The organism is Gordonia sp. CNJ-863 (genome assembly GCF_001942325.1).
Classification (GTDB): Bacteria; Actinomycetota; Actinomycetes; order Mycobacteriales; family Mycobacteriaceae; genus Gordonia; species Gordonia alkanivorans.
The window spans coordinates 235,875-259,906 of sequence record NZ_MKKG01000044.1; the positions used below are offsets into that span (position 1 = coordinate 235,875).

A 24,032-nucleotide genomic window follows, 5' to 3' on the forward strand; every position below is an offset into this window, starting at 1 on the left:
TTGCTCAGGTTACATGCCAGACTCGAGCCATGGGCCCAACTCGACGACCTCGCTGGCTTCGGAACGCGCTGACGACTGCGACGGTCGCGGCATTGGGTCTCGGTCTCGTCGCCTGTGATTCGTCGACGCCCGAATCCGCGCCGCCCACACCGTCCGCGTACAGCTCGCCCACGGCGTCCCCGTCGTCGGTGGTCGCGACGACCACTCCTGTCGCAAACGCTTGTGGCGCGGAACAACTCGCGAAGCTCACGCTGCGGCAGAAGCTGGCCCAGCTGATCGTCGTGGGTGTCACGGGCGCCGGCGACGCGCAGCAGATCGTGGAGGACGAGCAGATCGGCGGGATCTTCGTCGGGAGCTGGACCGACAAGGCGATCCTGACGAGTGGTGCGGCATCACGGATCTCGCAGAACTCGTCGATCCCGCTGATGGTCACCGTCGACCAGGAGGGCGGTCGGGTGTCGCGGCTGTCGGCGCTCGGCATCGACCACGCCTCGCCGCGTGAACTGGCGCAGACCAAGACGCCCGCCCAGGTGAAGGAGATCGCCGCCGGCGTCGGTCGTCAGCTCAAGAAGCTCGGCGTGACCGTCGACTTCGCGCCCGTGGCCGACGTCAGCGACGAATCCGACAACGAGGTCATCGGCGATCGCTCGTTCAGCAACGACCCGGCGGTTGTCACCGAGTACGCGGCCGCCTACGCCGCCGGCCTCGCCGAGGCCGGAATCACGCCGGTGTACAAGCACTTTCCCGGCCACGGCCACGGCTCGGGCGATTCGCACCTCGGCGTGGTGACGGTGCCGTCGCTCGCCGAACTGCAGAACAGTGACCTCGTGCCCTTCCGCAAGCTGCTGCGCGACCCGGGTCCAGCGGGCGTCATGGTCGGCCACCTCATCGTGCCCGGTCTGACCGAGGGCCTGCCGTCGTCCATCAGTCGGCCGGCCATCCAGATGCTGCGGACGGGTGAGGGTTACAACGGTCCGCGGTACAACGGCGTGATCTACTCCGACGACCTGTCGGGCATGGCGGCGATCAGTCAGCGCTACCCGATCGAGCAGGCGGTCGAGAAGTTCATCCTCGCGGGTGGCGACGTCGCGCTGTGGCTTTCCACCGACCGCGTCCCGTCGGTCCTCGACAACCTCGAGACCGCGGTGAAACGCGGACGCCTCGCACCCGCGCGCCTCGATGCGAAGGTGACACGCATCCTCCGGTCGAAAGGCGTCATCACCTGCTGAGTAATCTGTCGTGGGCGGCCCGAGCGAACGTTAAACTTACCGATTGGTAAGTTTATTGGGTATGGTCCTTCGGACACGACAGTGAGGATGGAGGCGGCCATGTCGGGCGGAACCAAGCGCCTGCCGCGTGCAGTGCGGGAGCAGCAGATGCTCGACGCCGCCGTGAAGGTGTTCTCGCAGAACGGTTTCCGTGAGACCTCGATGGACGCCATCGCGTCCGAGGCGCAGATCTCCAAGCCGATGCTGTACCTGTACTACGGCTCCAAGGAGGAGCTGTTCAGCGCCTGCATCGCCCGTGAGTCCGGACTGTTCATCGACGCGATGAGCGTCGGTTTCGACCCGTCACTCACCCAGCGCGAGCAGGCCGTCACCGTCATCCGCGAGTTCCTCCGCTTCGTGCACGAGAACCGAGAGTCGTGGCGCGTGCTGTACCGCGTCGCGATCGGGACCGCGAGCTTCGCCGGCATCGTCTCCGACAGTCGCCAGCGGGTGACCGAGATGGTCGCGGCGCTCATCAAGGCCGGCACGACCGTCGAGACCGCCGGCGACATCGACTTCGAACTCACCGCTGTCGCCATCGTCGGCGCGTGCGAGGCGGTCGCCGACCGCATCACCGAGGGCGACGTCGACCTCGACAAGGCCACCAACATGCTCGTCGGCATCGCCTGGCGCGGCCTGAAGGGTGTCGGTACCGACATCTGAGCAGCGAGCTCGCGAGCGTATCGAAGGGTCGCTCACTCGATCCGTTCCCGCTCACGCGATCCGTTCCCGCTCACGCGAATGGTGTGAGCGGGAACGGAAACGGTGAGCGAAAAGCCCTCAGCCCTTCCGCGTCGTCGCGGTGAGGTGCGGGAATCCCTTGCGACGGTCGCGGATCGCGATGTCGAAGTTGCCCTCGCCGTCGATGCGGCGGGTGTAGAGGTTCACCTTGGCGGGCAGCAGGATCGGCTTGCCGAACTTGACGTCGTAGGTGACCGCGCCGGGCAGCTGGGCCTCGACGTTTGCGATTGCCGCTGCGGCGCTCCACATCCCGTGGGCGATCGCCTTGGGGAAGCCGAAGGCCTTGGCGGTCAGGTTCGCCATGTGGATCGGGTTGCGGTCGCCCGATGCGGCGGCGTACTCGCGGATGCGTCCCAGGTCCACGGACAGAACCGAATCCGGCGGCGGCGGGGTCTTCGACTTCGGTTCGGGACCGCGCGGCTCGTCGGACAGGCTGGTCCGCTGCTGCTTGAGGAAAGTCGCGGTCTGTGTGGTCACCAGTTCGGTGCCGACGCTGATCTCGCTGATGACGTCGACGAGGATGCCCTTGCGGTGCTCCCGCAGGTTCTCCGCGTGGGTCTCGATGGACAGCGGCTCGCCGACCTCGATCGGACGCTTCCGCTCGATCTTGTTCGTCATGTGGACCGAACCGATTGCACCGAACGGGAACTCGTCCGACGTCAGCAGCTTCATGACCACCGGGAACTGCAGCACGAACGGGTACGTCACCGGCAGAGTGGCGCCGAAGCGCTGACCGGTTGCATGGCAGTACGCCTGCAGCGCAGCGGGATCGACGCGGACGCCCTCGAGCCGGTAGTGAGTGTCGGGCAGCGGCGCGTCGGCCGGGACGCGGGCCGGCTTGCCGACGCCCGGCAGCATCCCGGTGACGGCCTTGCCGTACAGCTCGCCGGTGCCGGGGGCGCCGGGAAGAGTGATCGTCTTACCCATCACGCACCCAGGAATCCCTGGCCGCAGACGCGGACCACGTTGCCGGTGATGGCGCTGCTCGCCGGGTTGGCGAAGTAGGCGACGGTCTCGGCGACGTCGACGGTCTGGCCGCCCTGCTGCAGCGAGCTCATCAGGCGACCGGCCTCGCGGGTGGCCAGCGGGATCGCCGCGGTCATCTTGGTCTCGATGAAGCCGGGGGCGACGGCGTTGATGGTGATGCCCTTCTCGCCCAGGATCGGCGCGTAGGCGTCGACCAGGCCGATGACACCGGCCTTCGATGCGCCGTAGTTGGTCTGGCCGCGGTTACCGGCGATCCCGGCGATCGACGAGACGTCGATGACCGCGCCGCCCTCATGGAGCGCACCCTTGTCCAGCAGCTTCTCGACGAGGGTCTGCGGAGCGATGAGGTTCACCGCGATGACGGCGTCCCAGCGGGCGTCGTCCATGTTGGCGAGCAGCTTGTCGCGGGTGATGCCGGCGTTGTTGACGATGATGTCGATGCCGCCGTGCCGCTCGAGGGCGTGCTCGGCGAGCTTGTCGCCGGCGTCGGGTGCGGTCACGTCCAGCGGGAAGGCGGTGCCGCCGACCTTGTTGGCCGTCTCCGACAACGCGTCACCGGCCTGCGGGACGTCGGCGGCGATGACGTGGGCGCCGTCGCGCGCGAGCACCTCGGCGATGGTGGCGCCGATGCCGCGGGCGGCACCGGTCACCACGGCGACCTTGCCCTCGAGCGGACGATCCCAGTCCTTCGGCGCGATCGCGTCGGCCGACCCGACGCGGATGACCTGTGCGTCGACGAAAGCGGACTTGGCCGACAGCACGAAGCGTACGGTCGATTCCAGGCCGCTCAGACCGGTCTTGGCGTCGGGCGAGACGTACACGAGCTGGACGGTGGAGCCCTTGAGTAGCTCTTTACCGAGCGAGCGGGTGAAGCCCTCGAGAGCACGCTGTGCGACGCGCTCGGACGGGTCGGTCACCAGCTCCGGCGTGGTGCCGATGACGAGGAAGCGAGCGCACGGCGCGGTCGAGCGCATGGCCGGCTGGAAGAACTCGAACAACTGACGCAACTCGGCCGGGGAGGTGATGCCGGTGGCGTCGAAGACCAGGCCGCCGTACTTGTCGGCGCTGCGGCCGGTCAGGGCGTTCTGGATGAGGTCGTAGTCGTCGCCCGAGAGCATCTCCCGGAGCGGTTCGACGAGGCGTCCCGAACCTCCGAGCAGCACCGGACCCGGCAGCGGCGGCTCCGACGCCTTGTAACGCCGCAGGGGCGGCGGGACGGGGAGCCCGGCCTGCTTGGCGATGAATGCGCCCGGGCCGGAATGGACGAAGCTCGAGTACAGGCCAGTTGTTCCGTTGGCGGCCATGTTGGATCTCCTCTGACTGTCGTTCGACAAGGAACTTACTCTTGAGTAAGAATACGCTATAGATACCGCACACGACCCTGGAGATCGACGTGGCAGAGAACAGCACCACCCCGAAGAAGCCCGAGACCCGCACCGAGCGCCCGGTGGCGATCCTCGGCGGCAACCGCATTCCGTTTGCCCGCCAGGACAAGGCATATGCCAAGGTCAGCAATCAGGAGATGTTCACCGCCGCTCTCGACGGCTGGTGAGTCGCTTCAACCTGCAGGGTGAGCAGCTCGGCATGGTCGCCGGCGGCGCCGTGCTCAAGCACGCCCGTGACTTCAATCTCATCCGCGAATCGGTGCTGGGCTCGGCCCTGTCGCCCTACACCCCCGCCTTCGACATCCAGCAGGCGTGCGGCACCGGTCTGCAGGCCATCACGACCGTCGCCGACGGCATCGCACGGGGCCGCTACGACGCCGCGATCGGTGGCGGCGTCGACACCACCTCCGACGCCCCGATCGCCGTGGGCGAGGGCCTGCGTCGCCAGCTGCTCGAGGTCAACCGCGCCCGCTCCACCAAGGACCAGATCCTCGGCGCCGCGAAGCTGCTCACCAAGCTCGGGATCGAGATCCCGCAGAACGGCGAGCCGCGCACCGGGATGTCGATGGGCGAGCACGCCGCCATCACCGCCAAGGAATTCGGCATCAAGCGCGCCGACCAGGACGAGCTCGCCGCACGCAGCCACCAGAACATGGCGGCCGCCTACGACGACGGCTTCTTCGACGACCTGATCACCCCGTTCATGGGTCTGACGCGCGACCAGAACCTGCGCGGCGATTCGACCGCGGAGAAGCTCGCCAAGCTCAAGCCCGTCTTCGGTGTCTCCCTCGGCGACGCGACCATGACCGCGGGCAACTCGACCCCGCTCACCGACGGTGCGTCGACCGTGCTGCTGGGCAGCGACGAGTGGGCCGCCGAGCGCGGTCTTCCGGTGCTCGCGTACTTCGTCGACAGCGAGACCGCTGCAGTCGACTACGTGAACGGACCCGACGGCCTGCTCATGGCCCCGACCTACGCCGTGCCGCGCCTGCTGGCCCGCAACGGTCTCACCCTGCAGGACTTCGACTTCTACGAGATCCACGAGGCGTTCGCGTCGGTGGTGCTCGCGACGCTGCAGGCGTGGGAGTCCGAGGAGTACTGCAAGGAGCGACTGGGCCTCGACTCGGCGCTCGGACCCATCGACCGGTCCAAGCTCAACGTCAACGGCTCCTCGCTCGCCGCGGGTCACCCGTTCGCCGCGACCGGCGGCCGCATCGTCGCGCAGGCGGCGAAGCAGATCAAGGAGAACGGCGGCGGTCGCGCGCTGATCTCGATCTGTGCCGCCGGCGGCCAGGGCGTCACCGCGATCATCGAGGGCTGATCCCTCGTCCGGCACGGTCCGGACCGAGCAGAGGGGACGGATCGAGCGACGAATCGCTCGATCCGTCTCCTTTTGGCACCCCGAATGGGGTCCTTCGTCACATGTTTGGACGAAACGTGGCCCCGAACGTGTCATCGGCCGAAAAGTAGCGTAAACATGAAGACAGCTCGGCAGAGCTGTCAGACCCCCGACCCGACAGCTCAGCCGGGGCACCTACATTTCTGGGGTATGAGTTCTGCGGCCACCACCCCGACTGGCCCAGGTAGTCAGCCGTGATGGATGGAGTTGTGACCACGAGCGCCCGGCGAGCACGCCACGCGGTACGCGCTGCGGTCGTCGTCGTCATCATTTTGGCGCTCGCCCTCTCCATCGACTTCGTCGCCACCCGCGATCACTCCGCACGCGGAGCCGTCGTCGGCGGGATCTCGGCGGGCAACCGCCACGCCGCCAAGCTGAACCCCGTCATCGACGAGCTGACCGCCCGCTCCACGCAGCCGGTCGTCCTGCGCACCCCCGAGGGCTCGGCCGAGGTCGCGCCGACCGAACTGGGGCTGACCTTCGACGCGGACGCGACCCGCGCACGTCTTCTCGAACAGCCGCGCAACCCGCTCACGCGCTTCCTGTCGCTCTTCGGTCGTGACCTCGACGTCGAGCCCGTCGTGACGATCGATCCCGCCGCCATGAACAAGGCCCTCGACGCCCACCGCAGGTCGCTGGAGAAGGCCGCGGTCGAGGGTGGAGTCCACTACGACGGCGCCACGCCGGTCGGCGACGAGCCGGCACCGGGTGAGCGCGTCGCCCGCCAGGCCGCCGCCGTCGTGCTCGTCGACCACTGGCTCGACGGCACGCCGATCGACATGCCGATGGAACCGTTCTCGCCGACCGTGACCTCGGAGGTCGTCGCCGCCACCGTGGCCGGCCCCGCCGACCGCGCGACGTCGGGGTCGGTGAAGCTCATCGACCGGCGCAAGCGCACGGTCGAGGTTCCGGCAGGCGACATCGGGGCGATGCTGACCTTCGTGCCCGACGGAAAGGGCGGTCTCACCCCGCACGTCGACGTCAAGAAAGCGCGCGAGTCTCTCGGCCCCGATCTCGATCCGTCCCAACGCCCCGCCGTCAGTGCGACATTCAGCCTCGCCAGTGGCCGCCCGACCGTCGTGCCCGCGATCACCGGTTCGAAGATCAACTGGGACAAGACACTTCAGGCGCTCGCCACGACGGCGACCGCAGCCGGTGGCAACCGTACCGCCGATGTCGTCTACGACGATGTCGACCCCAAGCTCACCACCGACGCCGCCCGCAAACTCGGTGTGCGCGAACTGATCAGCGAGTACACCACCGACGGCTTCTCGAGTGCCTCCGGTGAGAACATCCGCCTCGTCGCGGCCGAGGTCGACGGCGCGTTGGTCCTGCCCGGCAAGGTCTTCTCGCTCAACGGCCACACGGGTCCGCGAGGCACGGCCGAGGGTTACGTCGACTCGACGATCATCAACAACGGCCGCGCCGCGACGGCCGTCGGCGGCGGCATCTCCCAGTTCGCGACCACCCTCTACAACGCCGCGTACTTCGCGGGTCTCGAGGACGTCGACCACACCGAGCACGCGTATTACATCTCGCGCTATCCGGAGGCCCGGGAGGCCACCGTCTTCGAAGGCGCCATCGACCTGAAGTTCCGCAACAACACCCGGCACGGGGTGCTCATCGAGACCGGTTGGTCGCCGTCCGCGGTGACCGTGAGGTTGTGGGGCACCAAGGCATTCGAGGTCGAGTCGATCACCGGCGAGCGGACCGACCCCACCGAACCGGAACGGATCAAGCTCCCCAAGGGCGACGACTGCATTGCGAGCAGCGGCAGCAAGGGCTTCACGACGTCGAACACGCGGATCATCCGCGACGCGAGGACCGGCCGTGAGATCAACCGGTACACCCGCACCGTGCGGTACGCACCCGAGCCGAACGTGAAGTGCGTGTAGACCGATCGGAGTGTTTCGCGCGGGGTCTTTACCGAGCGATAGAACGCTCGATAGGCTCCGAGTCGTGGATATCAATGGAGCTAGTGCAATCGTCACGGGTGGGGCGTCGGGGATCGGCGCAGCTGCGGCTCGCCAGCTGGCGGCCAAGGGTGCGAAGGTCGTCGTCGCCGACCTGAACGCCGACAAGGGGGAGGAGCTTGCCAAGGAGATCGGCGGTGTCTTCGTCAGCGTCGACGTCACCTCGACCGAACAGATCGAAGCCGCCATCAACGCGGCCACCGAACTCGGCCCGCTGCGTGCCCTGGTCAACTCGGCCGGCATCGGCTGGGCACAGCGCACCATCGGCCGCGACGGGGAGTTCGGTTCGGCGCACAACCTGGACGCCTACAAGAAGGTCATCGCGATCAACCTGATCGGCACCTTCGACTTCATCCGTCTCGCCGCCACCGCGATGAGCCGCAACGAGCCGCTCGACGCCCACGGCGAGCGCGGCGCGATCGTCAACATGGCCAGCGTCGCCGCCTTCGACGGCCAGATCGGTCAGGCGTCGTACTCCTCGTCCAAGGGCGGCGTCGTCGGCATGACCCTGCCGGTCGCGCGTGACCTGGCGGCGGTCGGCATCCGCGTCAACACCATCGCCCCCGGCCTGATCGACACCCCGATCTACGGCGAGGGCGAGGCCGCCGAGGCGTTCAAGGCGAAGCTGGGCGAGTCGGTCCTGTTCCCGCACCGTCTGGGTGCTCCCGACGAGCTGGCCTCGATGGTCGTCGAGCTGGTCACCAACAGCTACATGAACGCTGAAGTGATCCGCGTCGACGGCGGCATCCGGATGCCTCCGAAGTAGTCACCAGCACACATCACCACTCGCCGAACCCACTGCCCCGCGGGGTGGTGGGTTCGGCCGTTCGTGGGTTACTCAGGCCTGTAGGACCACCTTGAGTGCCTTGGTCTCCGCGGCCCGGCCGAAGACGTCGTAGGCCTCCATGATGTCGCCGAGGGCGAAACGGTGGCTGATGAACAGGTCGGGGTCGATCCGACGCTGCGCGACCAGCTTGAGCAGGACGCCGAGCGTGTCGGTGTTCACCAGGCCCATCGAGACGTTGATGTTGGAGATCCACAGATCCTGGAGAGCGAACTCCACCGGGGCGCCGTGCACGCCGACGTTGGCGACATGACCCGCGGGCCGGACGACATCCAGACACATCTGGAAGGTCTGCGGGATGCCCACCGCCTCGATCGCGACGTCGACGCCGAGCCCGTCCGTCATCGCGAGGACCTGGTCCTTCCAATCGGCATCCGACGACACGACGCCGTCGGTCGCGCCGAAGGACTTGGCCTGCTCGATGCGGTTGGGGTCGATGTCGATCGCGATCACGCGGCTCGGTCCGTAGAGTCCCGACGTCGCGATCGTCGCGAGACCCACCGGTCCGGCTCCGACGACGGCCACCACGTCACCGGGTTTGACGTTGCCGTAACGGATACCGATCTCATGCCCGGTCGGCAGGATGTCGCTGAGGACGACGCCCTGCTCGGGCGTGACGCCCGACGGCAGTTTGTAGACCGAGGTCTCGGCGTAGGGGACTCGTACGAGCTCGGCCTGGGTGCCGTCGATGAGGTGTCCGAAGATCCAGCCGATACCCGACGCCCCCTCGTCACCGAGGCAGTGTGAGTGCACTCCCTGCTTACAGAAGTCGCACTTGCCGCAGGCCGATATGCACGACAGGATCACCTGGTCGCCGACTGCGAGAGTGGTTACCGCAGGGCCGATCTCGGTGATCGTCCCGACGCCCTCGTGGCCGAGGATTCGCCCCTTCTCGACCGCGGGGACATCACCTTTGAGGATGTGCAGATCGGTGCCGCAGATGGTGGTGGCGTCCATCTTCACGATGACGTCGGTGGGTTGGAGGATCTTGGGATCGGGTACGTCGTCCCAGCTCTTCTTGCCCGGTCCGTGAAAGACGAGTGCCTTCATGGCTCTCCCTCGAGTTGTCCCCGACTGCCTGTGGTTCCCTTCCCGAGGCTAGGAAACATCGACGGGACTCGCCCGGAGCATCTCGTATTGAGATGCGACCGCAACCGGAAACCCACCACAGATCAGTAAACCCACCGCCTCGCAAGGCGGTGGGTTTACCGATCAAGGGTGGGTGTGCTGTCAGAAGGCCGCTTCGTCGAGCTCCATGATGTCGTTGTCGACGTTCTCGACGGTGACACGGACGGCGGTGAGAAGCGGCAGCATGTTCTTGGCGAAGAAGCTCGCCACGGCGACCTTGCCCTCGTAGAAGGCCTTGTCGCTGTCCGATGCGCCGTTGTCGAGTGCGGCGAGGGCGATCTCGGCCTGGCGCAGGAGCAGCCAGCCGATCATCAGGTCGCCGACGGACATCAGGAAGCGGACCGAACCGAGGCCGACCTTGTACAGCTCGGCCGAGTTCTCCTGGGCGGCCATGAGGCTGCCGGTCAGGGAGGCGGCCATTGCCTGCACGTCTTCGAGGGCGGTCTTCAGCAGGGCGCGCTCGGACTTCAGGCGACCGTTGCCGGCCTCGGAGTCGATGAAGCTCTGGATCTGGCCGGCGACGTGTGCCAGCGCCTGGCCCTTGTCGCGGATGATCTTGCGGAAGAAGAAGTCCTGCGCCTGGATGGCAGTGGTGCCCTCGTAGAGCGAGTCGATCTTCGAGTCACGGATGTACTGCTCGATCGGGTAGTCCTGCAGGAAGCCGGAACCACCGAGGGTCTGCAGGGACTCGTGGCCGAGGGTGCCGTAGGCGCGCTCGGAACCGACACCCTTGACGATCGGGAGCAGCAGATCGTTGACGCGAGCGGCCATCTCGGCGTCGGCGCCGGAGACGATCTTCGCGGCGGCGACGTCCTGGTGCGACGCGGTGTAGAGGTAGACCGCACGCAGGCCCTCGGCGTAGGCCTTCTGGGTCATGAGCGAACGACGCACGTCCGGGTGGTGGGTGATCGACACGCGCGGTGCGGCCTTGTCGGTCATCTGGGTCATGTCGGCACCCTGGATGCGCTCCTTGGCGTACTCGAGCGCGTTCAGGTAGCCGGTCGACAGGGTCGAGATGGCCTTGGTGCCCACCATCATTCGAGCGTGCTCGATGACCTCGAACATCTGGGCGATGCCCTTGTGGACCTCGCCGACGAGCCAGCCCTTGGCGGGGATGCCGTGCTGACCGAAGGTGACCTCACAGGTGGCCGACGCCTTGATGCCCATCTTGTGCTCGACGTTGGTGACGAAGACGCCGTTGCGCTCGCCGAGTTCACCGGTCTCGAAGTCGAAGTGGAACTTCGGCACGAAGAACAGCGACAGGCCCTTGGTGCCCGGGCCGGCGCCCTCGGGGCGGGCGAGCACCAGGTGGAAGATGTTCTCGGTCATGTCCTGGTCGGCCGAGGTGATGAAGCGCTTCACACCGTCGATGTGCCAGGAGCCGTCCTCCTGCTGGGTGGCCTTGGTGCGGCCGGCGCCCACGTCCGAACCGGCGTCCGGCTCGGTGAGGACCATGGTGGCGCCCCAGCCGCGCTCGGCGCAGATGGTGGCCCACTTCTTCTGCTCGTCGGTGCCGTTGTTGTAGAAGATCTCGGAGAACCCGGCGCCGGCGGCGTACATGAACACCGGCGGGTTGGCCCCGAGGATCATCTCGCCGATGGCCCAGTACAGCGAACGCGGGGCGGGGAGGCCACCGAGCTCCTCATGGATGCCGATCTTGTCCCAGCCGCCTTCGACGAGGGCGTTGTAGGACTTCTTGAAGCTCTCCGGGATGGTGACACTGTGGGTCTCCGGGTCGAAGACCGGCGGGTTGCGGTCGGCGTCGACGAAGGATTCGGCGATGGGGCCCTCGGCGAGTGCCTTGACCTCGCGGAGCATGTCGACGGCGGTCTCGTGGTCGAGATCGCCGAAGTCGCCCGACTCCAGCACCTTGTCGAGCTCGAACAGCTCGAACAGGTTGAACTGCAGGTCGCGGATGTTGCTCTTGTAATGGCCCATGGTGAATTCCTTCTCTGGTGTGGCCGTATGCGTGATGACGGTGTTGTCTTCCAGGTCCCGGTCCGACCCCAACTCGGTTGAAGTGGGTACCGGCCGGGCGTGGTGTAGCTGTCTCGGTTCGAGCTAAGTTACTCGCCGGTAACCCCCAATATAGACCCATATCGCCAGGGGATCAATCGCCGTTTATGTGATCTCCTCCGGCGGCAGGACGGACTAAGTCCCACGACAATTCCGACAACCGCTGCAGGTGAGGGCCGGATGCGGTCCAATCGGACATGCGCACACGACGCGGGACCAGAATTCGGATCATGACCTTCGTGGCAGCGGTCGTCGCTGTCGGACTGGCACCGATGGTGAGCGCCGCTCCGGCGCACGCCGCCGATCCCGCGTGGAACGGGGTGTACTCGCTCAAGCGGTTCGCGGCGTCGAAGACGGGCACCAGCCTCGCGGCGAGGCAGGCGGAGCCGGACTTCTCCGACGACTACACCTTCACGACCTCATGCGACGGCGGTACGTGCGTGGCGACGGTGATCGACGGGCCGAAACCCGCGAACCCGACGCTCCCGCAACCGCCTCGCTACACCTGGGAGGCGGGATCGTGGGTGCACCGCTACGACTGGCAATGGGATTGCTGGCAGGGCGCGGGTGTGCCCAAGGTGTGGCGACCGGCGACGTCGGTCGCCACGTACGCCCCACAGGGCGACGGCACGCTGAAAGGCGTGTGGCGAACCACGATCGACGGCGGGCCCTGCGACGGGACGGTGGTCATGAACGTCGCCGCGTATCCGGTGACTCCGCCGGCTCCCGGCTGGAACCTGTCGTGACAGACGCCCTACAGCGCTGAGCGCAGGTACTCGAGGTCTTCGGGGATGCCCTCGGCGGGTGTCTCCAGGATCACCGGTGCGTCGGCGGCCTTGGCCACGGCGGCGAGTATCTCGGGGTCGATCTGACCCGACGCCAGGTTGGCGTGACGGTCGCGGCCGGAGTCGAACTCGTCGCGAGAGTTGTTGAGGTGCACCAGGTCGATGCGTCCGGTGATCTCCTTGACGCGCTCGACCAGTCCGACGAGATCCTCCCCGCCGGCCCAGGCGTGGCAGGTGTCGAGACAGAAGCCGGCCTGCTCGAAGTCGCCGACTGCTTCCCACAGCCGGTCGATGGACTCGAGGGTGCGTGCCATCGCGTGGTCGCCGCCGGCGGTGTTCTCGATCAGGATCGGCACCCCGAAGCCGCCCTTGTCGACCTGGCGGTCGAAGAGCTTGCGCCAGTTGGCGAATCCCTCGGCCGACGCCTCGCCGTCACGCAGATGACCACCGTGTACGACGAGGCCGAAGGCGCCGAGTTCGGCGGCCGCGGCGGCCTGCTGTTCGACGGCCTTGCGCGACGGCATGCGCAGCCGGTTGTTCAGGCTCGCGACGTTGATCTGATAGCTGGAGTGCACGACGACGTCGATGTCGGATTCGCGGATCGCGGCCGCATGAGGATTCGGTTGCGGCTTCTTCCAGCTCTGCGGATCGGTGACGAACATCTGGAAGACGTCGATGCCGAGTTCGGCGGCGGTGACCAGTGGGTCGGTGTCCTCGCGAAGGTGTGCTCCGATGCGCATGGGTCAACGATAGTGGCCGCCTCCGGGCGGCACCGCCGATGCCCGGGGTCGGCTCGCTCGGCGCGTCGGGTCACTCGCCAGGCGCCGGCTCCGTCTCGATCGTGATCGGCACACCGGCTGCGATCAGCAGACGGCAGGGGGCCGCGCTGTCGTGATACAGATTCAGCCACTCATGGCCGCGGGTCCCGTCGGAGTACACCGCATCGAGGGTGCGATTCAGTCGAGCCTCCGCCTCCTTGGTGATGATGTAGCGCTGGTCGCCGTAGCGCAGGTAGCGATTGGGCACCGAGACCTCCTCTGGGATGGGGCATTGCAGGTCTTCAGTGTGATCCACGACACGCCCAGTGGACGTGAATCCGTCGAAACGGGTCGTCGGCGCGGGTGATCACGGTGGCCGCGACGACCAGCCCGCACGTGCTGTGCAGCGGTGGCTCACCAATCGGACATGGCCACTACACTGACGGCAGGTTACGAGCGTGGGTGCCCTGAGGGGCGTGACGGGCGGGATTGTGTCGGGTGAGTGTTGACGAGTCGGTGGGCTTCCCGCGGCCGGGTAAGTCCTCGGAGCGCGGTGAGGGCCAGGAGCCTGATGACACGACCTCGGCGGAGGTGACGCTGTCGAAGTCTGACCGGTCGAGCGCAGGATCAGACGTCGACCCGCCCGAGATGGCGCCGGTCTTCGACGACCTGGCCGCTGCCGCCGAGATGGAAGCCCACCCGGAGAACCGTCGCGACCTGACCATGGTCCGGCGCATCGCGGTCACGGCCTGGTTCCTGGTGATGGCAGTGCACATCTACCTCGAGGGTCTGGCGTGGGACCGCACGCGGCTCATCATCCTGCTCTGCCTCGGACTGGCGGCGGCGAGCATCGGGCGCCGCAAGTTCATCACGATCATCCTCGACTGGGCGCCGTTCGCGCTGATCCTGATCCTCTACGACTGGACGCGCAACATCGCCCAGATCGTCGGCATGCGACTCACTGGCACCTGGCGATCGATTTCGACAAATGGCTCATGGGTGGCGACATCACCCCGACCGCGTGGCTGCAGGAGCAGCTCAAGCAGGCGAATCCTCCGTGGTGGGAGGTCATCGTCAGCATCGTCTACATGTCGTACTTCATCGTCCCGTACGCGGTGGCGGCCTGGCTGTGGCTCAAGGACCGCACGGCCTGGCGCCGTTACGCGGCCTGCTTCGTGGCGACCACATTTCTCGCGCTGGTCGGCTACACCCTCGTCCCCGGCGCACCGCCGTGGGCGGCGGCGCGGTGCACCGCGGTCGAGGTGCAGGACTACCCCCGCGATCCGATCTGCATGTACTCGACGGAGGCCGACGATCAGGGAGGTCTCCTCGGACCCCTGGACAATGCGTACCCCGACGCCGAGCCGTACGTCGAGCGGATCTCCGCGCGTGGCTGGAACTACCTGAACATCAGCATGGCGTCGCAGCTCGTCACGCTCGGACAGGGCAAGTCCAATCTCGTCGCCGCCATCCCGTCCCTGCATGCCGGTCTCACCATGTTGCTGGCACTCTTCATGTGGCCACGGGTCAAGGCGCTCGGAAAAACGCTCTTCATGGGCTACGCGCTCGCGATGGCCTTCGCCCTCATCTACACCGCCGAGCACTACATCTTCGACATCCTGCTCGGGTGGGGTCTCGCCGCGGGCGTGATCGCGGCGTACCGGATCATCGACCGGAAGTACCTGATCCCGCGGCAGAAGCGTCTGGCCGCCGAGGCGGAAGCCGAAGCCGCCGAGGTCGAATCCGACAGCGAGGACCCGGACGCGGAGAAGGTCTCGACGCCCGCGTCATGACCTCGCTAGCCTGGGAGAGGTGAGCCGGCCTGGGCCCCGGGCCGCCATCTGGTTCCGGGGGCTGATAGTTCCTCTCGCGCTCGCGGTGATGCTCATGCACACCGTGATCGCGGGTCCGGCCACGGCGTCCAGCCATCCCGACGCCCACTTCGACCCTGCCGGTCACCACTCGCCGTCGACGGGTTCGGCGATGACACCAGCCGCAGTGATGGGCGAACACCCGTCGATGTCCGGTGAGGACTGCGGCGACCATGACCACGCGTGTGTGTTCACCCGCGCCGCCGGCATCGACATCCCGCCCGTGGTCCTCGTACTACTGATCTGGGCATTCCTGTCCTTGTCGGTGGCCGGGCTGTACCGTCCGGCTCGCCGGGGCATCGTCGTCCTGGGGCGTCCGCCCCCGTGGGCGATCCGAACCCACCTGCAGTTGCAGGTGGTCCGCTGCTGAGGAGACGTCTGCGGACCTTTCGGGTCCGCCATGTCGTCGTATCCGAAAACCCTCAGCAGCAAGGAAATCCAATGTCTGTACAGCACAATGCCAATATTCGACGCCGCGTTGCGGTCGGAACCGCCGTCGGCGCCGCGCTCGCCCTGGCCCTCGCCGGGTGTTCATCCGACGAGTCGCCTTCCGGAACCACCACCGCAGACCGCCCCGCGACCTCGTCCCCGGCGGACGCGTCTGCGCCGGGCCAGTCGCCCGCCGCGAAGCACAACGACGCGGACGTCGAGTTCACCACCGAGATGATCCCCCACCACCGGCAGGCGGTGATGATGGCCGACCTCGTCGAAGGCCGGACGCAGAACCGCGAACTGATCACTCTCGCCGACACCATCGAGGACGCACAGGACGACGAGATCGACCAGATGACAGCGCGTTTGAAGTCGTGGGGGGTGCCGGTGGCCGGACACATGGACGACGACGGGGACATGGGCCACGGGAACATGGGCCACGGGAACATGGGTCACGGGGACATGCCGGGAATGATGTCCGCCGAGCAGATGGCGGCGCTCCGTCAGGCCAGCGGTGGCGAGTTCGACCGACTGTGGCTCGAGGGCATGATCCGGCACCACGAGGGTGCCATCGCGATGGCCGACGAGGTGCTGGCCAACGGTACCGACCCGGCGACCAGAGCCCTTGCCACACAGGTCACGACGACGCAGCAGGCCGAGATCGACCAGATGCGGGCGATGCTGGGCCAGAACTGACGGCATGAAAGCGAGGTGGGGCGGTTCGGAGGAGATCTCCGAACCGCCCCACATCTCTCGAGCGTCATCGCTTGAGCGGCAACCTCATCAGGTAGACCTGGTAGCCGATCGAGATCGAGTACGTGAAGTACAGGGTGCTGCCCTTCGACCACGGGTGGATGTACGGCGCATAGCCGGTGTACGGGTCGGCGGACGGCGCCACGAGCTCACCCGAAGTCCACGGACCCCAGGGCTTGTCGGCGGTCCGGAGGGTCACGCCGATGTCCTGGCTGGCCAGCGAGATGTACTTGCCGAGATAGTCGTTCCACGCGACAGACATCTCGCCGGTCGGCGCGCCCATCACCGGGGTGGCGGCGCCGGGGTTGTTGCGGACCCAGCGGCCGTAGGAGAAGTAGTCCCACTTGCCGAGGTTCTCGATGTCCTTCTCGTCGACCCGGGCCAGGTACACGCCGCCCCAGCGGCCGTCGGGGGTGCCGTAGTGGTAGACGGTCTTGCCGACCTTCAGGAAGGCGCCCATCTGGAACTTCTTGTTGCCACCGCCGTTGGGGCGGAAGGCGTCGAGCGCACGCCAGTTCTCGCCGTTGTCGTCGGACACCACCAGGCCCGACCAGTTGGTCGTCCAGATGCCCGGCGAATCCCACCGTTTGACCGACATGACGGTCATGTACTGCTTGCCGTTGGCGGCGACACCTGCGGTCGGGATGATGGTGACCTCGCGACGGACGTTCGGCTTCAGTAGCCGCTTGGCGTGCCCGGGACGGCCGGCGTGCGAGGTGAACGTCATGCCGTCGGCCAGGTTGCGGTCGGTGCTGCGCAACAGGACGTTGGACCGCCAGTAGTACAGCTCGCCGTACAGCAGTGACCAGCCGTTGAACGACTGGGTGTCGCCGAAGGCGGTGAGAATCTCGCCACGTCCGTTGTCCCACATGACGCCCAGATCGGTGCCCACGATGTTGTGGCGGCCGACGGTGTCGTTCATGGCGAACGGGCCGGTGAGGCGGTTGACGATGGTCGCCGGGCCCGCGGCGTTCGTGGCCTGCGCCGGCGAGGCCAGCGTGGACGTCAGGGCAAGCGCGAGGGTCGAGACGACGAGACCCAGGAGAAGCCGATGAAGGCGTCGTGTCATGGGCGTGACCATATCAAGACCTGAGAGCCCTGTGGGAAGTAATTTGCCTGGTTAAATACAGGTTCTTCCTCATGCTTCGCGGTAGCGCTCGGAGGTGTCCACAGTGGTGAAGTCGATCTGGGCGGCGGCGTTGTTGACCGCCGTGACGAGCGCCGTCCCGAACATGCCGTCGGCGTCGTAGAGACCGGCGTTGCTGACCGAGACCCCGTCGTCCTCGATGTGGATGTCCGCCTCGACACCGATCCGCTCACCGTGGGGCAGGCGGCTCAGCGCAACGGTGAGATCGCAGTTGATGAAGCCGATCCCGGTACTACCCCAGTTCGAGATGAGGCTCGCCGACTCGGCGCTGACCACCGCACGCTGGAACGGCGTCGGCTCCTCGCCCGGCACGATCGGGGCCGCGCGGGTCCAGATCCGCTTGCGGTGACCGTTCTGGTGACCCGACATGTCCCGCTGCCACTCGCCGAGGCCGCCGTCCGGCGCGTCGGAGGCGAATCGCGGTGCGAGGTCATCGCCGGTGGTCGCCGGCGGATGAAAGGTGACCATCTCCGGCGGCCGGTGCCACCGCTCACCCGGAGGGTTGGTCGACGTTCGCAGGAACACCGTCGTCCCGCGTGCCACCACCACCTCGTCGGCGCCGTCGGGATGCTGGACGATTTCCACGTCGACGACGCGGATTCGCCCGCCGGAACGGATGAGCCGCGTCCGGGTCGAGGTGAGAACGTCTCGGGCGGCCTTGAACAGATCGATCGTGCACCGGGCGGGCAGGAACTCTTCCGTGCCGAATTCCACCTCGACCGCCCGAGCGGCGAGCGCGCACACCGCCGGACCGTTGAGGGTTCCCGGGGCCCAGAGACTCGCGGCGAAGGTGGTCGGGCGGTACCTGATCTCGCCGGACGGGTCGCCGGCCCTCTCGAAGAACGCGATGGAGGTCATTCGATACTTACTACCGGTACGAGTATCAGTTTGTGCCACGGGCCCTCAAGGACAGCGTGTCACGGCCCTCCGGGCGATAACCTTCGACCATGACTTTCGCGACGGCGTACACGAAGCATTTCCCTGATGAACTGATCGGCGCCGTCCGGACGGCCCTGATCATCACCTCGATCGTCGGCATCGTGCTCGGCATCGTTGCCATCATCTGGCCCGGCCCGACCATCGTCGTGGTCGCGATCCTGTTCGCGATCTCGCTGATCATCGCCGGCATCTTCCGCATCTACCAGGCCTTCGCGGCGTCGTTCCTGAGTACGGGCGTCCGTGCCCTGCTCGGTGTGGTCGGCGTGATCGTGCTGCTCGCGGGCATCATCGCGCTCTTCAGCCCCGGTGACGCGGTCTGGCTGCTCGCGGTCTTCATCGGCATCGGCTGGATCTTCCAGGGCGTCGCCGACCTCTACGGCGCGGTCACCAAGTCCGGCCACAGCCCGACCTGGTTCCTGATCCTCTCCGGCATCATCTCGGTGATCGCCGGCATCGTGATGATCATCCTGCCGGTCTTCTCGCTCCAGGTCCTGGCCTGGGTCGGCGGCATCATGCTTGTCGCACTGTCCATCGCGACGCTGCTGACGCTCCCGAAGAAGGTCGAGGCCCCGGCCGAGCCCGCGGTCTGACCGCAGCGGCGAGACCTATCTCGCCGTCGGCCATGGGGCGATGGGGTTGCCCTGCCAGCGGGTGTGCGCGGGTACGACGTCGCCGCGCATGACCAGCGATGCCGGTCCGACCGTTGCCGATTCGCCCAGCCCCGACGCCGGGAGCGCGACGCAGTGCGGCCCCAACGTCGCGCCGGCGTCGAGGGTGACACGGTCGATGGCCATGACGCGGTCGTGGAACAGATGGGTCTGGACGACGCAGCCGCGCTGGACGGTCGCGCCGTCGCCGAGGCTGACGAGGTCGGCCTCGGGGAGCCAGTAGGTCTCGCACCACACGCCACGTCCGATGCGGGCGCCGAGCAGGCGCAGCCACAGGTTGAGGATCGGTGTCCCGGTGGCGGCGTTGGCGAACCACGGTGCGGCCACGGTCTCGACGAAGGCGTCGGACAGTTCGTTGCGCCAGACGAAGGAGCTCCACAGCGGGTGCTCGCTGACGGTGATGCGGCCGACGACAAGCCATTTCGCGGCGGCCGCGGTGCCACACGCGACGGCGCCGACCCCGAGCAGCAGTAGTCCGCTGACCAGCGCGGTGACGCCGTAGTGCACGTGGACGGCGACGTACTGCAATGCGATCAGCATGCCGACGCCGAGCCCGAAGGACACCATCACCGGGATGAGGCGGAGGGTCTCGATGACCGAACGTGCCACCTTCAGCTTCGTCGGCGGATCGAAGGTGCGGGAGGTGTCGGTCTCGGCGGCGGTGCGGCGCAGGCGGACCGGGGGACTGCCGAGCCAGCTCGACCCCGACTTCGCTCGGTTCGGCGTCGCCGACAGCACGGCGACCAGGCCGTTCTTGGGCACCTTGCGGCCCGGGCCGGTCATCCCCGAATTGCCGAGGAACGAGCGTTTGCCGATCTTCGCCTCGTCGATGTGCAACCAGCCGCCCCCGAGCTCGTACGACGCGACCATCGTGTCGTCGGCGAGGAAGGCGCCGTCGCCGATGGTGGTGAAGCGCGGCAGCACCAGTGCCGTCGAGATCTCGGTGCCCTTGCCGACCTTGGCACCCAACACGCGGAACCAGACCGGCGTGAGCAGGCTCGCGTAGAGCGGGAACAGGTAGGTGCGGGCGGCGTCGAGGAGGCGTTCGGTCAGCCAGACCTGCCAGCCGACGCGTGACCGCACCGGGTGGTAGCCGGTGCTCAGGCCCAGGGATGCCAGCCGCACCAGCACCGCGGTGATCGCGGCGAAGACGGCCAGACTGGTGAGGGTCGCCGCCGGCAGGAGGATCACGGCGCGGATCGCGACGTCGCGCAACCGGTCGGCGGAGAGGGCCCACAGGCCGATGACGGCGAGTCCCGCGGCCAGTGAGATCAGCGGGATCGCGGCCAGCACCAGCGACGACAACCCGTATATCGGCACCCAGGCGCGGGCGCGTGGCGGCCGATGATCGGGCCATGGGTGCATGGCCTTGCCGACCTTGACCGCGGGTGAACCGGCCCAGTGCTGGCGCGCCTTCACCCGGCCGAACACCGCCGACCCGGGTGCGACGACGGCGTCGCGTCCGACGACGGCCCCCGGCATGAGCGTCGAGCGCGCACCGATCGACGCCCCGCGCTTGATGGCGATCTCCCCGATATGGACCACATCGCCGTCGATCCACCAGCCGGCGAGGTCGACCTCCGGCTCCACCGACGCGCCCTCACCGACCGTCAGCAGACCGGTGACCGGCGGGATCGTATGCAGGTCGACGTCGCCACCGATCCGCGCCCCGAGTGCCCGGGCGAGGTAGATCATCCACGGCGCACCGGACAGGTTCGCCGCGCCGCTCGCGTCGAGGAGCCGTTCGGCCACCCACAGACGCACATGCACGTTGCCGCCGCGCGGGTACTCACCCGGTGTGACCCCGGCGAGGAGCAGGCGGGAGCCCAACGCCGCGATGCACATCCGGCCGGGCGGGGTGATGAAGAGCAGGAAGGCCGCGAGCAGGACCCACCAGTTCACCTCGACCAGCCACGGGACCGAACGATCCAGCCGGTCGGCCACGACGGCGCCCAGGTTGTTCACCACGCCGAGCCAGGTCGCCCACTGCAGACCGGTCAGGGTAGTCAGCGGAACGGTCAGCGCGAGCTGGGCGAGACCCGTCGCGCGTGGCGTGGGTGCGACATCGCGTTCGACGATGCTGGTCGCCGGTCGGCGCGCGTCGAGCATCTCCGCCATCGATCCCAGTCGCGGATGGTCGTAGAGGTCGGCCACCGAGATGTCGGGGTGGCGCCCACGGATCGCGGTCACCAGCTGCGCGGCCGCGAGCGAACCACCGCCCTCCGCGAAGAAGTCCACGTCGGGATGGGTGATCCGGATGCCGAGCACATCGGTCCACAACTGGGCCAGCCACAGCTCGGTCTCGCCGAGTTCGACGTCGTCATCCACTGGTCTGCTGCTGCCCGGCAGAGGCCAGGGCAGCGCATCACGATCAACCTTTCCCGAAGTGCGCGTGGGCAGTTCGTCGACGACGGCGAGGGTTGGGACCATCGCGGCGGGCAGATGGCGGGTGAGCTCGGCGTGTGCTGCCGAAGCGTCGAAGTCGGGGTCGGTGGAGACCAGATAGCCGACGAGCAGGCTGTTGCCCGCCGCCGACTTGCGGACTGCGGCGGCAGCTCCGCTCACGCCGGGCAGATTCTGCAGGGCGTTGTCGATCTCGCCGAGTTCTATGCGTCGACCGCCGACCTTCACCTGGTCGTCGGCGCGGCCCATGAAGATCAGGCCCGCGGGGTCGAGCCGCACGAGATCTCCGCTGCGATAGGCGCGTTCCCAGCCCAGGGCCGGCATCGGTGCGTACTTCTCGGCGTCCTTGGCCGGGTCGAGGTAGCGGGCCAGGCCGACGCCGCCGATGACCAACTCGCCGACCTCGCCCTCGGCGACGGGGTTGCCGTCCGCGTCGACGACCGCGAGATCCCAACCCTGCAAGGGCAATCCGATGCGCACCGGCCCGGGGCCGCCCAGTGGGGCGGCGCAGGCGACGACGGTCGCCTCGGTGGGGCCGTAGGTGTTCCAGACCTCGCGACCGGGTACGGCGAGGCGGTCGGCGAGTTCCGGCGGGCAGGCCTCGCCGCCGAAGATCAACAGCCGCACGGCTTCCAGGGCCTCCGGTGGCCACAGCGAGGCCAGGGTCGGCACGGTGGAGACGACGGTGATGTCGCGGGCCACCAGCCACGGCCCCAGGTCCATGCCGCTGCGCACCAGCGATCGGGGCGCCGGGACGAGGCAGGCGCCGTTGCGCCAGGCCAGCCACATCTCCTCGCACGAGGCGTCGAAGGCGACCGAGAGCCCGGCCAGGACCCGGTCACCGGGTCCGATCGGCTCGTCGGGGAGGAACATGTGTGCCTCGGCGTCGACGAAGGCTGCCGCATTGCGGTGCGTGACCGCCACGCCCTTCGGCGTTCCCGTGGAGCCCGAGGTGAAGATGATCCACGCGTCGTCGGCAGGGGTCGGCCGTGCCGGGGCCGTGCTCGTCCCGGCGGCGGGTTTCGTCGGGCGAGGGCCGTCGGCGTCGACGATCGCATCGACACCGGCCTCGCCGAAGACGAGTTCGGCGCGCTCATCGGGGTCGTCGGCGTCGACGGGGACGTAGGCGGCGCCGGCGTAGAGGGTGGCCAGGATGGCGACGTAGAGGTCACGCGACCCGGAGGGCATCCGGATGCCGACGCGGCTGCCGTGTCCGACGCCGACCTCGGCGAAACGCGCGACGGTGCGGCGGATCAGGCCAGCAGCTGGCCGTAGGTGAGGGTGACGTCGCCGTCGTCGATCGCGGGCGCATCGGGGTGCGCACGCGCGGTCGCGGTGAGGACATCGCACAGGGTTCGCGGATCGCCTGCCTGCGCGGACCGCAGGAACTGCGGAAGGATCTGTACCTGCGTCACGGCCACCGTCTTGTCACGAGTTCGAGAATATAGCGGACCCAGGTGGCCGGCAGGCCAAGGCTTGGTGAATGTTTTTGCTCGGCGTTTACCGGTTATACGGAGGCGCCGAGGGTGTAGCTTCGGCTCAGACCAGGAGGAGTCCCATGCCCATCGTTCACCACTGGCGGCCGAGCCTCCTGTCGTATCCCCTCTGGTTCGGCTCCCGCGTGTTCCTGAAGCCGCTGCTCACGCTGTGGCCGATCAACAAGGCGGGCATGGCCGGACTGTTCCTCATCGACCGGGTCGTCGCCGTGGGGCCCAAGCCCCGGGGGGTGGTCCGTGAACAGCTGACCCTCGCCGGGCGCTCGACGGAGCTGGCGATGCCGGCCGGCCCGTCACGCCGCGACAGCGACACGGCGATGCTGTACCTCCACGGTGGTGCCTTCGTCGTCTGCGGTATCGGCACCCATCGCTCGATCGCCGCGCGGCTGGCCCGGGCCTGCGAGGTCCCGGTCTTCTCGCTCGAGTACCGGCAGCTGCCGGAGGCCGGGGTGGGCGCGTCGGTGGCCGACGCCGTCGCCGCCTACGCCGAGCTCATCAACGAACGCCACTATCGACGGGTCATCGTCGCCGGCGACTCGGCCGGCGGGTTCCTGGCGGCGAAGGTCGTGGAGGCCGCCGTCGAACGCGGACTCCCCGCCCCGGCCGCACTCGTCGGCTTTTCCCCGCTGCTCGACGTCGACCTGGGCACCAACCCGGACCGGTCCAGCCGCTCCGACGCCTACATTCCGAAGTCGAAGATGGCGAAGCTGGCACCGCAGTTCGATCGCGGTCCCGTGCCGCTGACCGGGGTGCGCCGTATCGCCGACCTCGACCCGGTCGAGTTCCCGCCGACGGTCATGGTCACCGCAGAGGGGGAGATGCTCGAACCGGACGTCATCGGCCTGATCGAGATTCTCGACGAGGCCGGGGTCGAGGCCCTCGCCCACAGTTACGCTTGGCAGGTACACGCGTTCCCGGTGCTCGCCTCGCATCACCCGGAGACGATCCACGCGATCGAGGCGACCGCGGCCTTCGCGAAAGAGGCGATACGAGAGGGCAAGAGCGCTGACGACCGAGAGGACCAACGGGCCGGCTGACG

General features: G+C 67.8%; 17 protein-coding genes and 3 pseudogenes. 11 read left to right on the top strand and 9 right to left on the bottom strand.

Annotated features, from left to right (window positions below; genetic code table 11):
• The first annotated feature begins 29 nt into the window (after window positions 1-29).
• Together BJF87_RS19425 and BJF87_RS19430 are read left to right on the top strand one after the other, a co-directional pair.
• Entirely contained in the window at window positions 30-1,229 is a 1,200-nt protein-coding gene (locus BJF87_RS19425; protein WP_075863740.1) for a glycoside hydrolase family 3 N-terminal domain-containing protein, read from the top strand.
• Window positions 1,230-1,328: 99 nt separating this feature from the next.
• Complete coding sequence (locus tag BJF87_RS19430) at window positions 1,329-1,931, top strand: TetR/AcrR family transcriptional regulator (RefSeq protein WP_042375238.1); 603 nt, start codon at window positions 1,329-1,331, stop codon at window positions 1,929-1,931.
• Window positions 1,932-2,048: 117 nt separating this feature from the next.
• On the opposite strand, the gene BJF87_RS19435 is transcribed toward BJF87_RS19430, so the two are convergent.
• Complete coding sequence (locus tag BJF87_RS19435; RefSeq protein WP_006357113.1) at window positions 2,049-2,936, bottom strand: MaoC/PaaZ C-terminal domain-containing protein; 888 nt, start codon at window positions 2,934-2,936, stop codon at window positions 2,049-2,051.
• On the bottom strand, window positions 2,936-4,300 hold the full coding sequence (locus BJF87_RS19440) for a 3-oxoacyl-ACP reductase (protein WP_075863741.1): 1,365 nt from the start codon (window positions 4,298-4,300) through the stop codon (window positions 2,936-2,938). Before BJF87_RS19440 ends, BJF87_RS19435 begins: the two co-directional genes overlap by 1 nt.
• Window positions 4,301-4,389: 89 nt before the next feature.
• On the opposite strand from BJF87_RS19440, the pseudogene BJF87_RS19445 reads away from it, so the two are divergent.
• From BJF87_RS19445 to BJF87_RS19455, 3 genes and pseudogenes are all read left to right on the top strand, one after another.
• Window positions 4,390-5,702, top strand: a pseudogene (locus BJF87_RS19445) (acetyl-CoA C-acetyltransferase).
• A gap of 287 nt (window positions 5,703-5,989) precedes the next feature.
• The gene (locus BJF87_RS19450; protein ID WP_050918616.1) at window positions 5,990-7,675 is read left to right on the top strand and encodes a VanW family protein; all 1,686 of its coding nucleotides are present in this window, start codon (window positions 5,990-5,992) and stop codon (window positions 7,673-7,675) included.
• Window positions 7,676-7,739: 64 nt separating this feature from the next.
• On the top strand, window positions 7,740-8,519 hold the full coding sequence (locus BJF87_RS19455; RefSeq protein ID WP_006357117.1) for an SDR family NAD(P)-dependent oxidoreductase: 780 nt from the start codon (window positions 7,740-7,742) through the stop codon (window positions 8,517-8,519).
• Window positions 8,520-8,591: 72 nt separating this feature from the next.
• Here BJF87_RS19455 and BJF87_RS19460 read toward each other — a convergent pair whose 3' ends face one another.
• Both BJF87_RS19460 and BJF87_RS19465 read right to left on the bottom strand, forming a co-directional pair.
• A complete protein-coding gene (locus BJF87_RS19460) occupies window positions 8,592-9,647 on the bottom strand; it encodes a zinc-dependent alcohol dehydrogenase family protein (RefSeq protein WP_006357118.1) in 1,056 nt (351 codons plus the stop codon).
• A 180-nt stretch (window positions 9,648-9,827) separates the two neighbouring features.
• Window positions 9,828-11,663: an acyl-CoA dehydrogenase gene (locus tag BJF87_RS19465; RefSeq protein WP_075863772.1), complete on the bottom strand. Its 1,836-nt coding sequence runs from the start codon at window positions 11,661-11,663 to the stop codon at window positions 9,828-9,830.
• A gap of 308 nt (window positions 11,664-11,971) precedes the next feature.
• Here BJF87_RS19465 and BJF87_RS19470 point away from each other — a divergent pair, with 308 nt between their 5' ends.
• Window positions 11,972-12,487, top strand: a complete 516-nt coding sequence (locus tag BJF87_RS19470; RefSeq protein ID WP_035753782.1) for a hypothetical protein — start codon at window positions 11,972-11,974, stop codon at window positions 12,485-12,487.
• An 8-nt stretch (window positions 12,488-12,495) separates the two neighbouring features.
• Here the strand turns inward: BJF87_RS19470 and BJF87_RS19475 are convergent, their stop codons facing one another.
• Complete coding sequence (locus tag BJF87_RS19475; RefSeq protein WP_006357122.1) at window positions 12,496-13,266, bottom strand: deoxyribonuclease IV; 771 nt, start codon at window positions 13,264-13,266, stop codon at window positions 12,496-12,498.
• A 70-nt stretch (window positions 13,267-13,336) separates the two neighbouring features.
• Window positions 13,337-13,552: a hypothetical protein gene (locus BJF87_RS19480; RefSeq protein WP_005194730.1), complete on the bottom strand. Its 216-nt coding sequence runs from the start codon at window positions 13,550-13,552 to the stop codon at window positions 13,337-13,339.
• 248 nt (window positions 13,553-13,800) lie between these two features.
• On the opposite strand from BJF87_RS19480, the pseudogene BJF87_RS19485 reads away from it, so the two are divergent.
• From BJF87_RS19485 to BJF87_RS19495, 3 genes and pseudogenes are all read left to right on the top strand, one after another.
• Window positions 13,801-15,077: pseudogene (locus BJF87_RS19485) on the top strand (phosphatase PAP2 family protein).
• 88 nt (window positions 15,078-15,165) lie between these two features.
• Window positions 15,166-15,525, top strand: a complete 360-nt coding sequence (locus tag BJF87_RS19490) for a hypothetical protein (RefSeq protein ID WP_052362759.1) — start codon at window positions 15,166-15,168, stop codon at window positions 15,523-15,525.
• A 71-nt stretch (window positions 15,526-15,596) separates the two neighbouring features.
• Window positions 15,597-16,283 carry a DUF305 domain-containing protein gene (locus tag BJF87_RS19495; protein ID WP_006357125.1) on the top strand — a complete coding sequence of 229 codons (687 nt, stop codon included), beginning with the start codon at window positions 15,597-15,599 and terminating at the stop codon, window positions 16,281-16,283.
• A gap of 64 nt (window positions 16,284-16,347) precedes the next feature.
• Here the strand turns inward: BJF87_RS19495 and BJF87_RS19500 are convergent, their stop codons facing one another.
• A complete protein-coding gene (locus BJF87_RS19500) occupies window positions 16,348-17,409 on the bottom strand; it encodes a DUF4185 domain-containing protein (protein ID WP_035753787.1) in 1,062 nt (353 codons plus the stop codon).
• 69 nt (window positions 17,410-17,478) lie between these two features.
• On the bottom strand, window positions 17,479-18,345 hold the full coding sequence (locus BJF87_RS19505; RefSeq protein WP_006357127.1) for an acyl-CoA thioesterase domain-containing protein: 867 nt from the start codon (window positions 18,343-18,345) through the stop codon (window positions 17,479-17,481).
• 89 nt (window positions 18,346-18,434) lie between these two features.
• Between BJF87_RS19505 and BJF87_RS19510 the strand changes: the two genes are divergently transcribed.
• On the top strand, window positions 18,435-19,016 hold the full coding sequence (locus BJF87_RS19510) for an HdeD family acid-resistance protein (protein ID WP_035753790.1): 582 nt from the start codon (window positions 18,435-18,437) through the stop codon (window positions 19,014-19,016).
• A 15-nt stretch (window positions 19,017-19,031) separates the two neighbouring features.
• On the opposite strand, the pseudogene BJF87_RS19515 reads toward BJF87_RS19510, so the two are convergent.
• Window positions 19,032-22,912, bottom strand: a pseudogene (locus tag BJF87_RS19515) (Pls/PosA family non-ribosomal peptide synthetase).
• Between the two features lie 143 nt (window positions 22,913-23,055).
• On the opposite strand from BJF87_RS19515, the gene BJF87_RS19520 reads away from it, so the two are divergent.
• Window positions 23,056-24,030, top strand: coding sequence for an alpha/beta hydrolase (locus BJF87_RS19520; RefSeq protein ID WP_075863742.1), 975 nt, complete (start codon window positions 23,056-23,058; stop codon window positions 24,028-24,030).
• Window positions 24,031-24,032 lie beyond the last annotated feature (2 nt).

Coding starts and splice junctions, on each gene's coding strand:
- BJF87_RS19425 (WP_075863740.1), top strand. CDS start 30: ATGGGCCCAACTCGACGACCTCGCTGGCTTCGGAACGCGCTGACGACT.
- BJF87_RS19430 (WP_042375238.1), top strand. CDS start 1,329: ATGTCGGGCGGAACCAAGCGCCTGCCGCGTGCAGTGCGGGAGCAGCAG.
- BJF87_RS19435 (WP_006357113.1), bottom strand. CDS start 2,936: ATGGGTAAGACGATCACTCTTCCCGGCGCCCCCGGCACCGGCGAGCTG.
- BJF87_RS19440 (WP_075863741.1), bottom strand. CDS start 4,300: ATGGCCGCCAACGGAACAACTGGCCTGTACTCGAGCTTCGTCCATTCC.
- BJF87_RS19460 (WP_006357118.1), bottom strand. CDS start 9,647: ATGAAGGCACTCGTCTTTCACGGACCGGGCAAGAAGAGCTGGGACGAC.
- BJF87_RS19465 (WP_075863772.1), bottom strand. CDS start 11,663: ATGGGCCATTACAAGAGCAACATCCGCGACCTGCAGTTCAACCTGTTC.
- BJF87_RS19470 (WP_035753782.1), top strand. CDS start 11,972: ATGACCTTCGTGGCAGCGGTCGTCGCTGTCGGACTGGCACCGATGGTG.
- BJF87_RS19475 (WP_006357122.1), bottom strand. CDS start 13,266: ATGCGCATCGGAGCACACCTTCGCGAGGACACCGACCCACTGGTCACC.
- BJF87_RS19490 (WP_052362759.1), top strand. CDS start 15,166: ATGCTCATGCACACCGTGATCGCGGGTCCGGCCACGGCGTCCAGCCAT.
- BJF87_RS19495 (WP_006357125.1), top strand. CDS start 15,597: ATGTCTGTACAGCACAATGCCAATATTCGACGCCGCGTTGCGGTCGGA.
- BJF87_RS19500 (WP_035753787.1), bottom strand. CDS start 17,409: ATGACACGACGCCTTCATCGGCTTCTCCTGGGTCTCGTCGTCTCGACC.
- BJF87_RS19505 (WP_006357127.1), bottom strand. CDS start 18,345: ATGACCTCCATCGCGTTCTTCGAGAGGGCCGGCGACCCGTCCGGCGAG.
- BJF87_RS19510 (WP_035753790.1), top strand. CDS start 18,435: ATGACTTTCGCGACGGCGTACACGAAGCATTTCCCTGATGAACTGATC.
- BJF87_RS19520 (WP_075863742.1), top strand. CDS start 23,056: ATGCCCATCGTTCACCACTGGCGGCCGAGCCTCCTGTCGTATCCCCTC.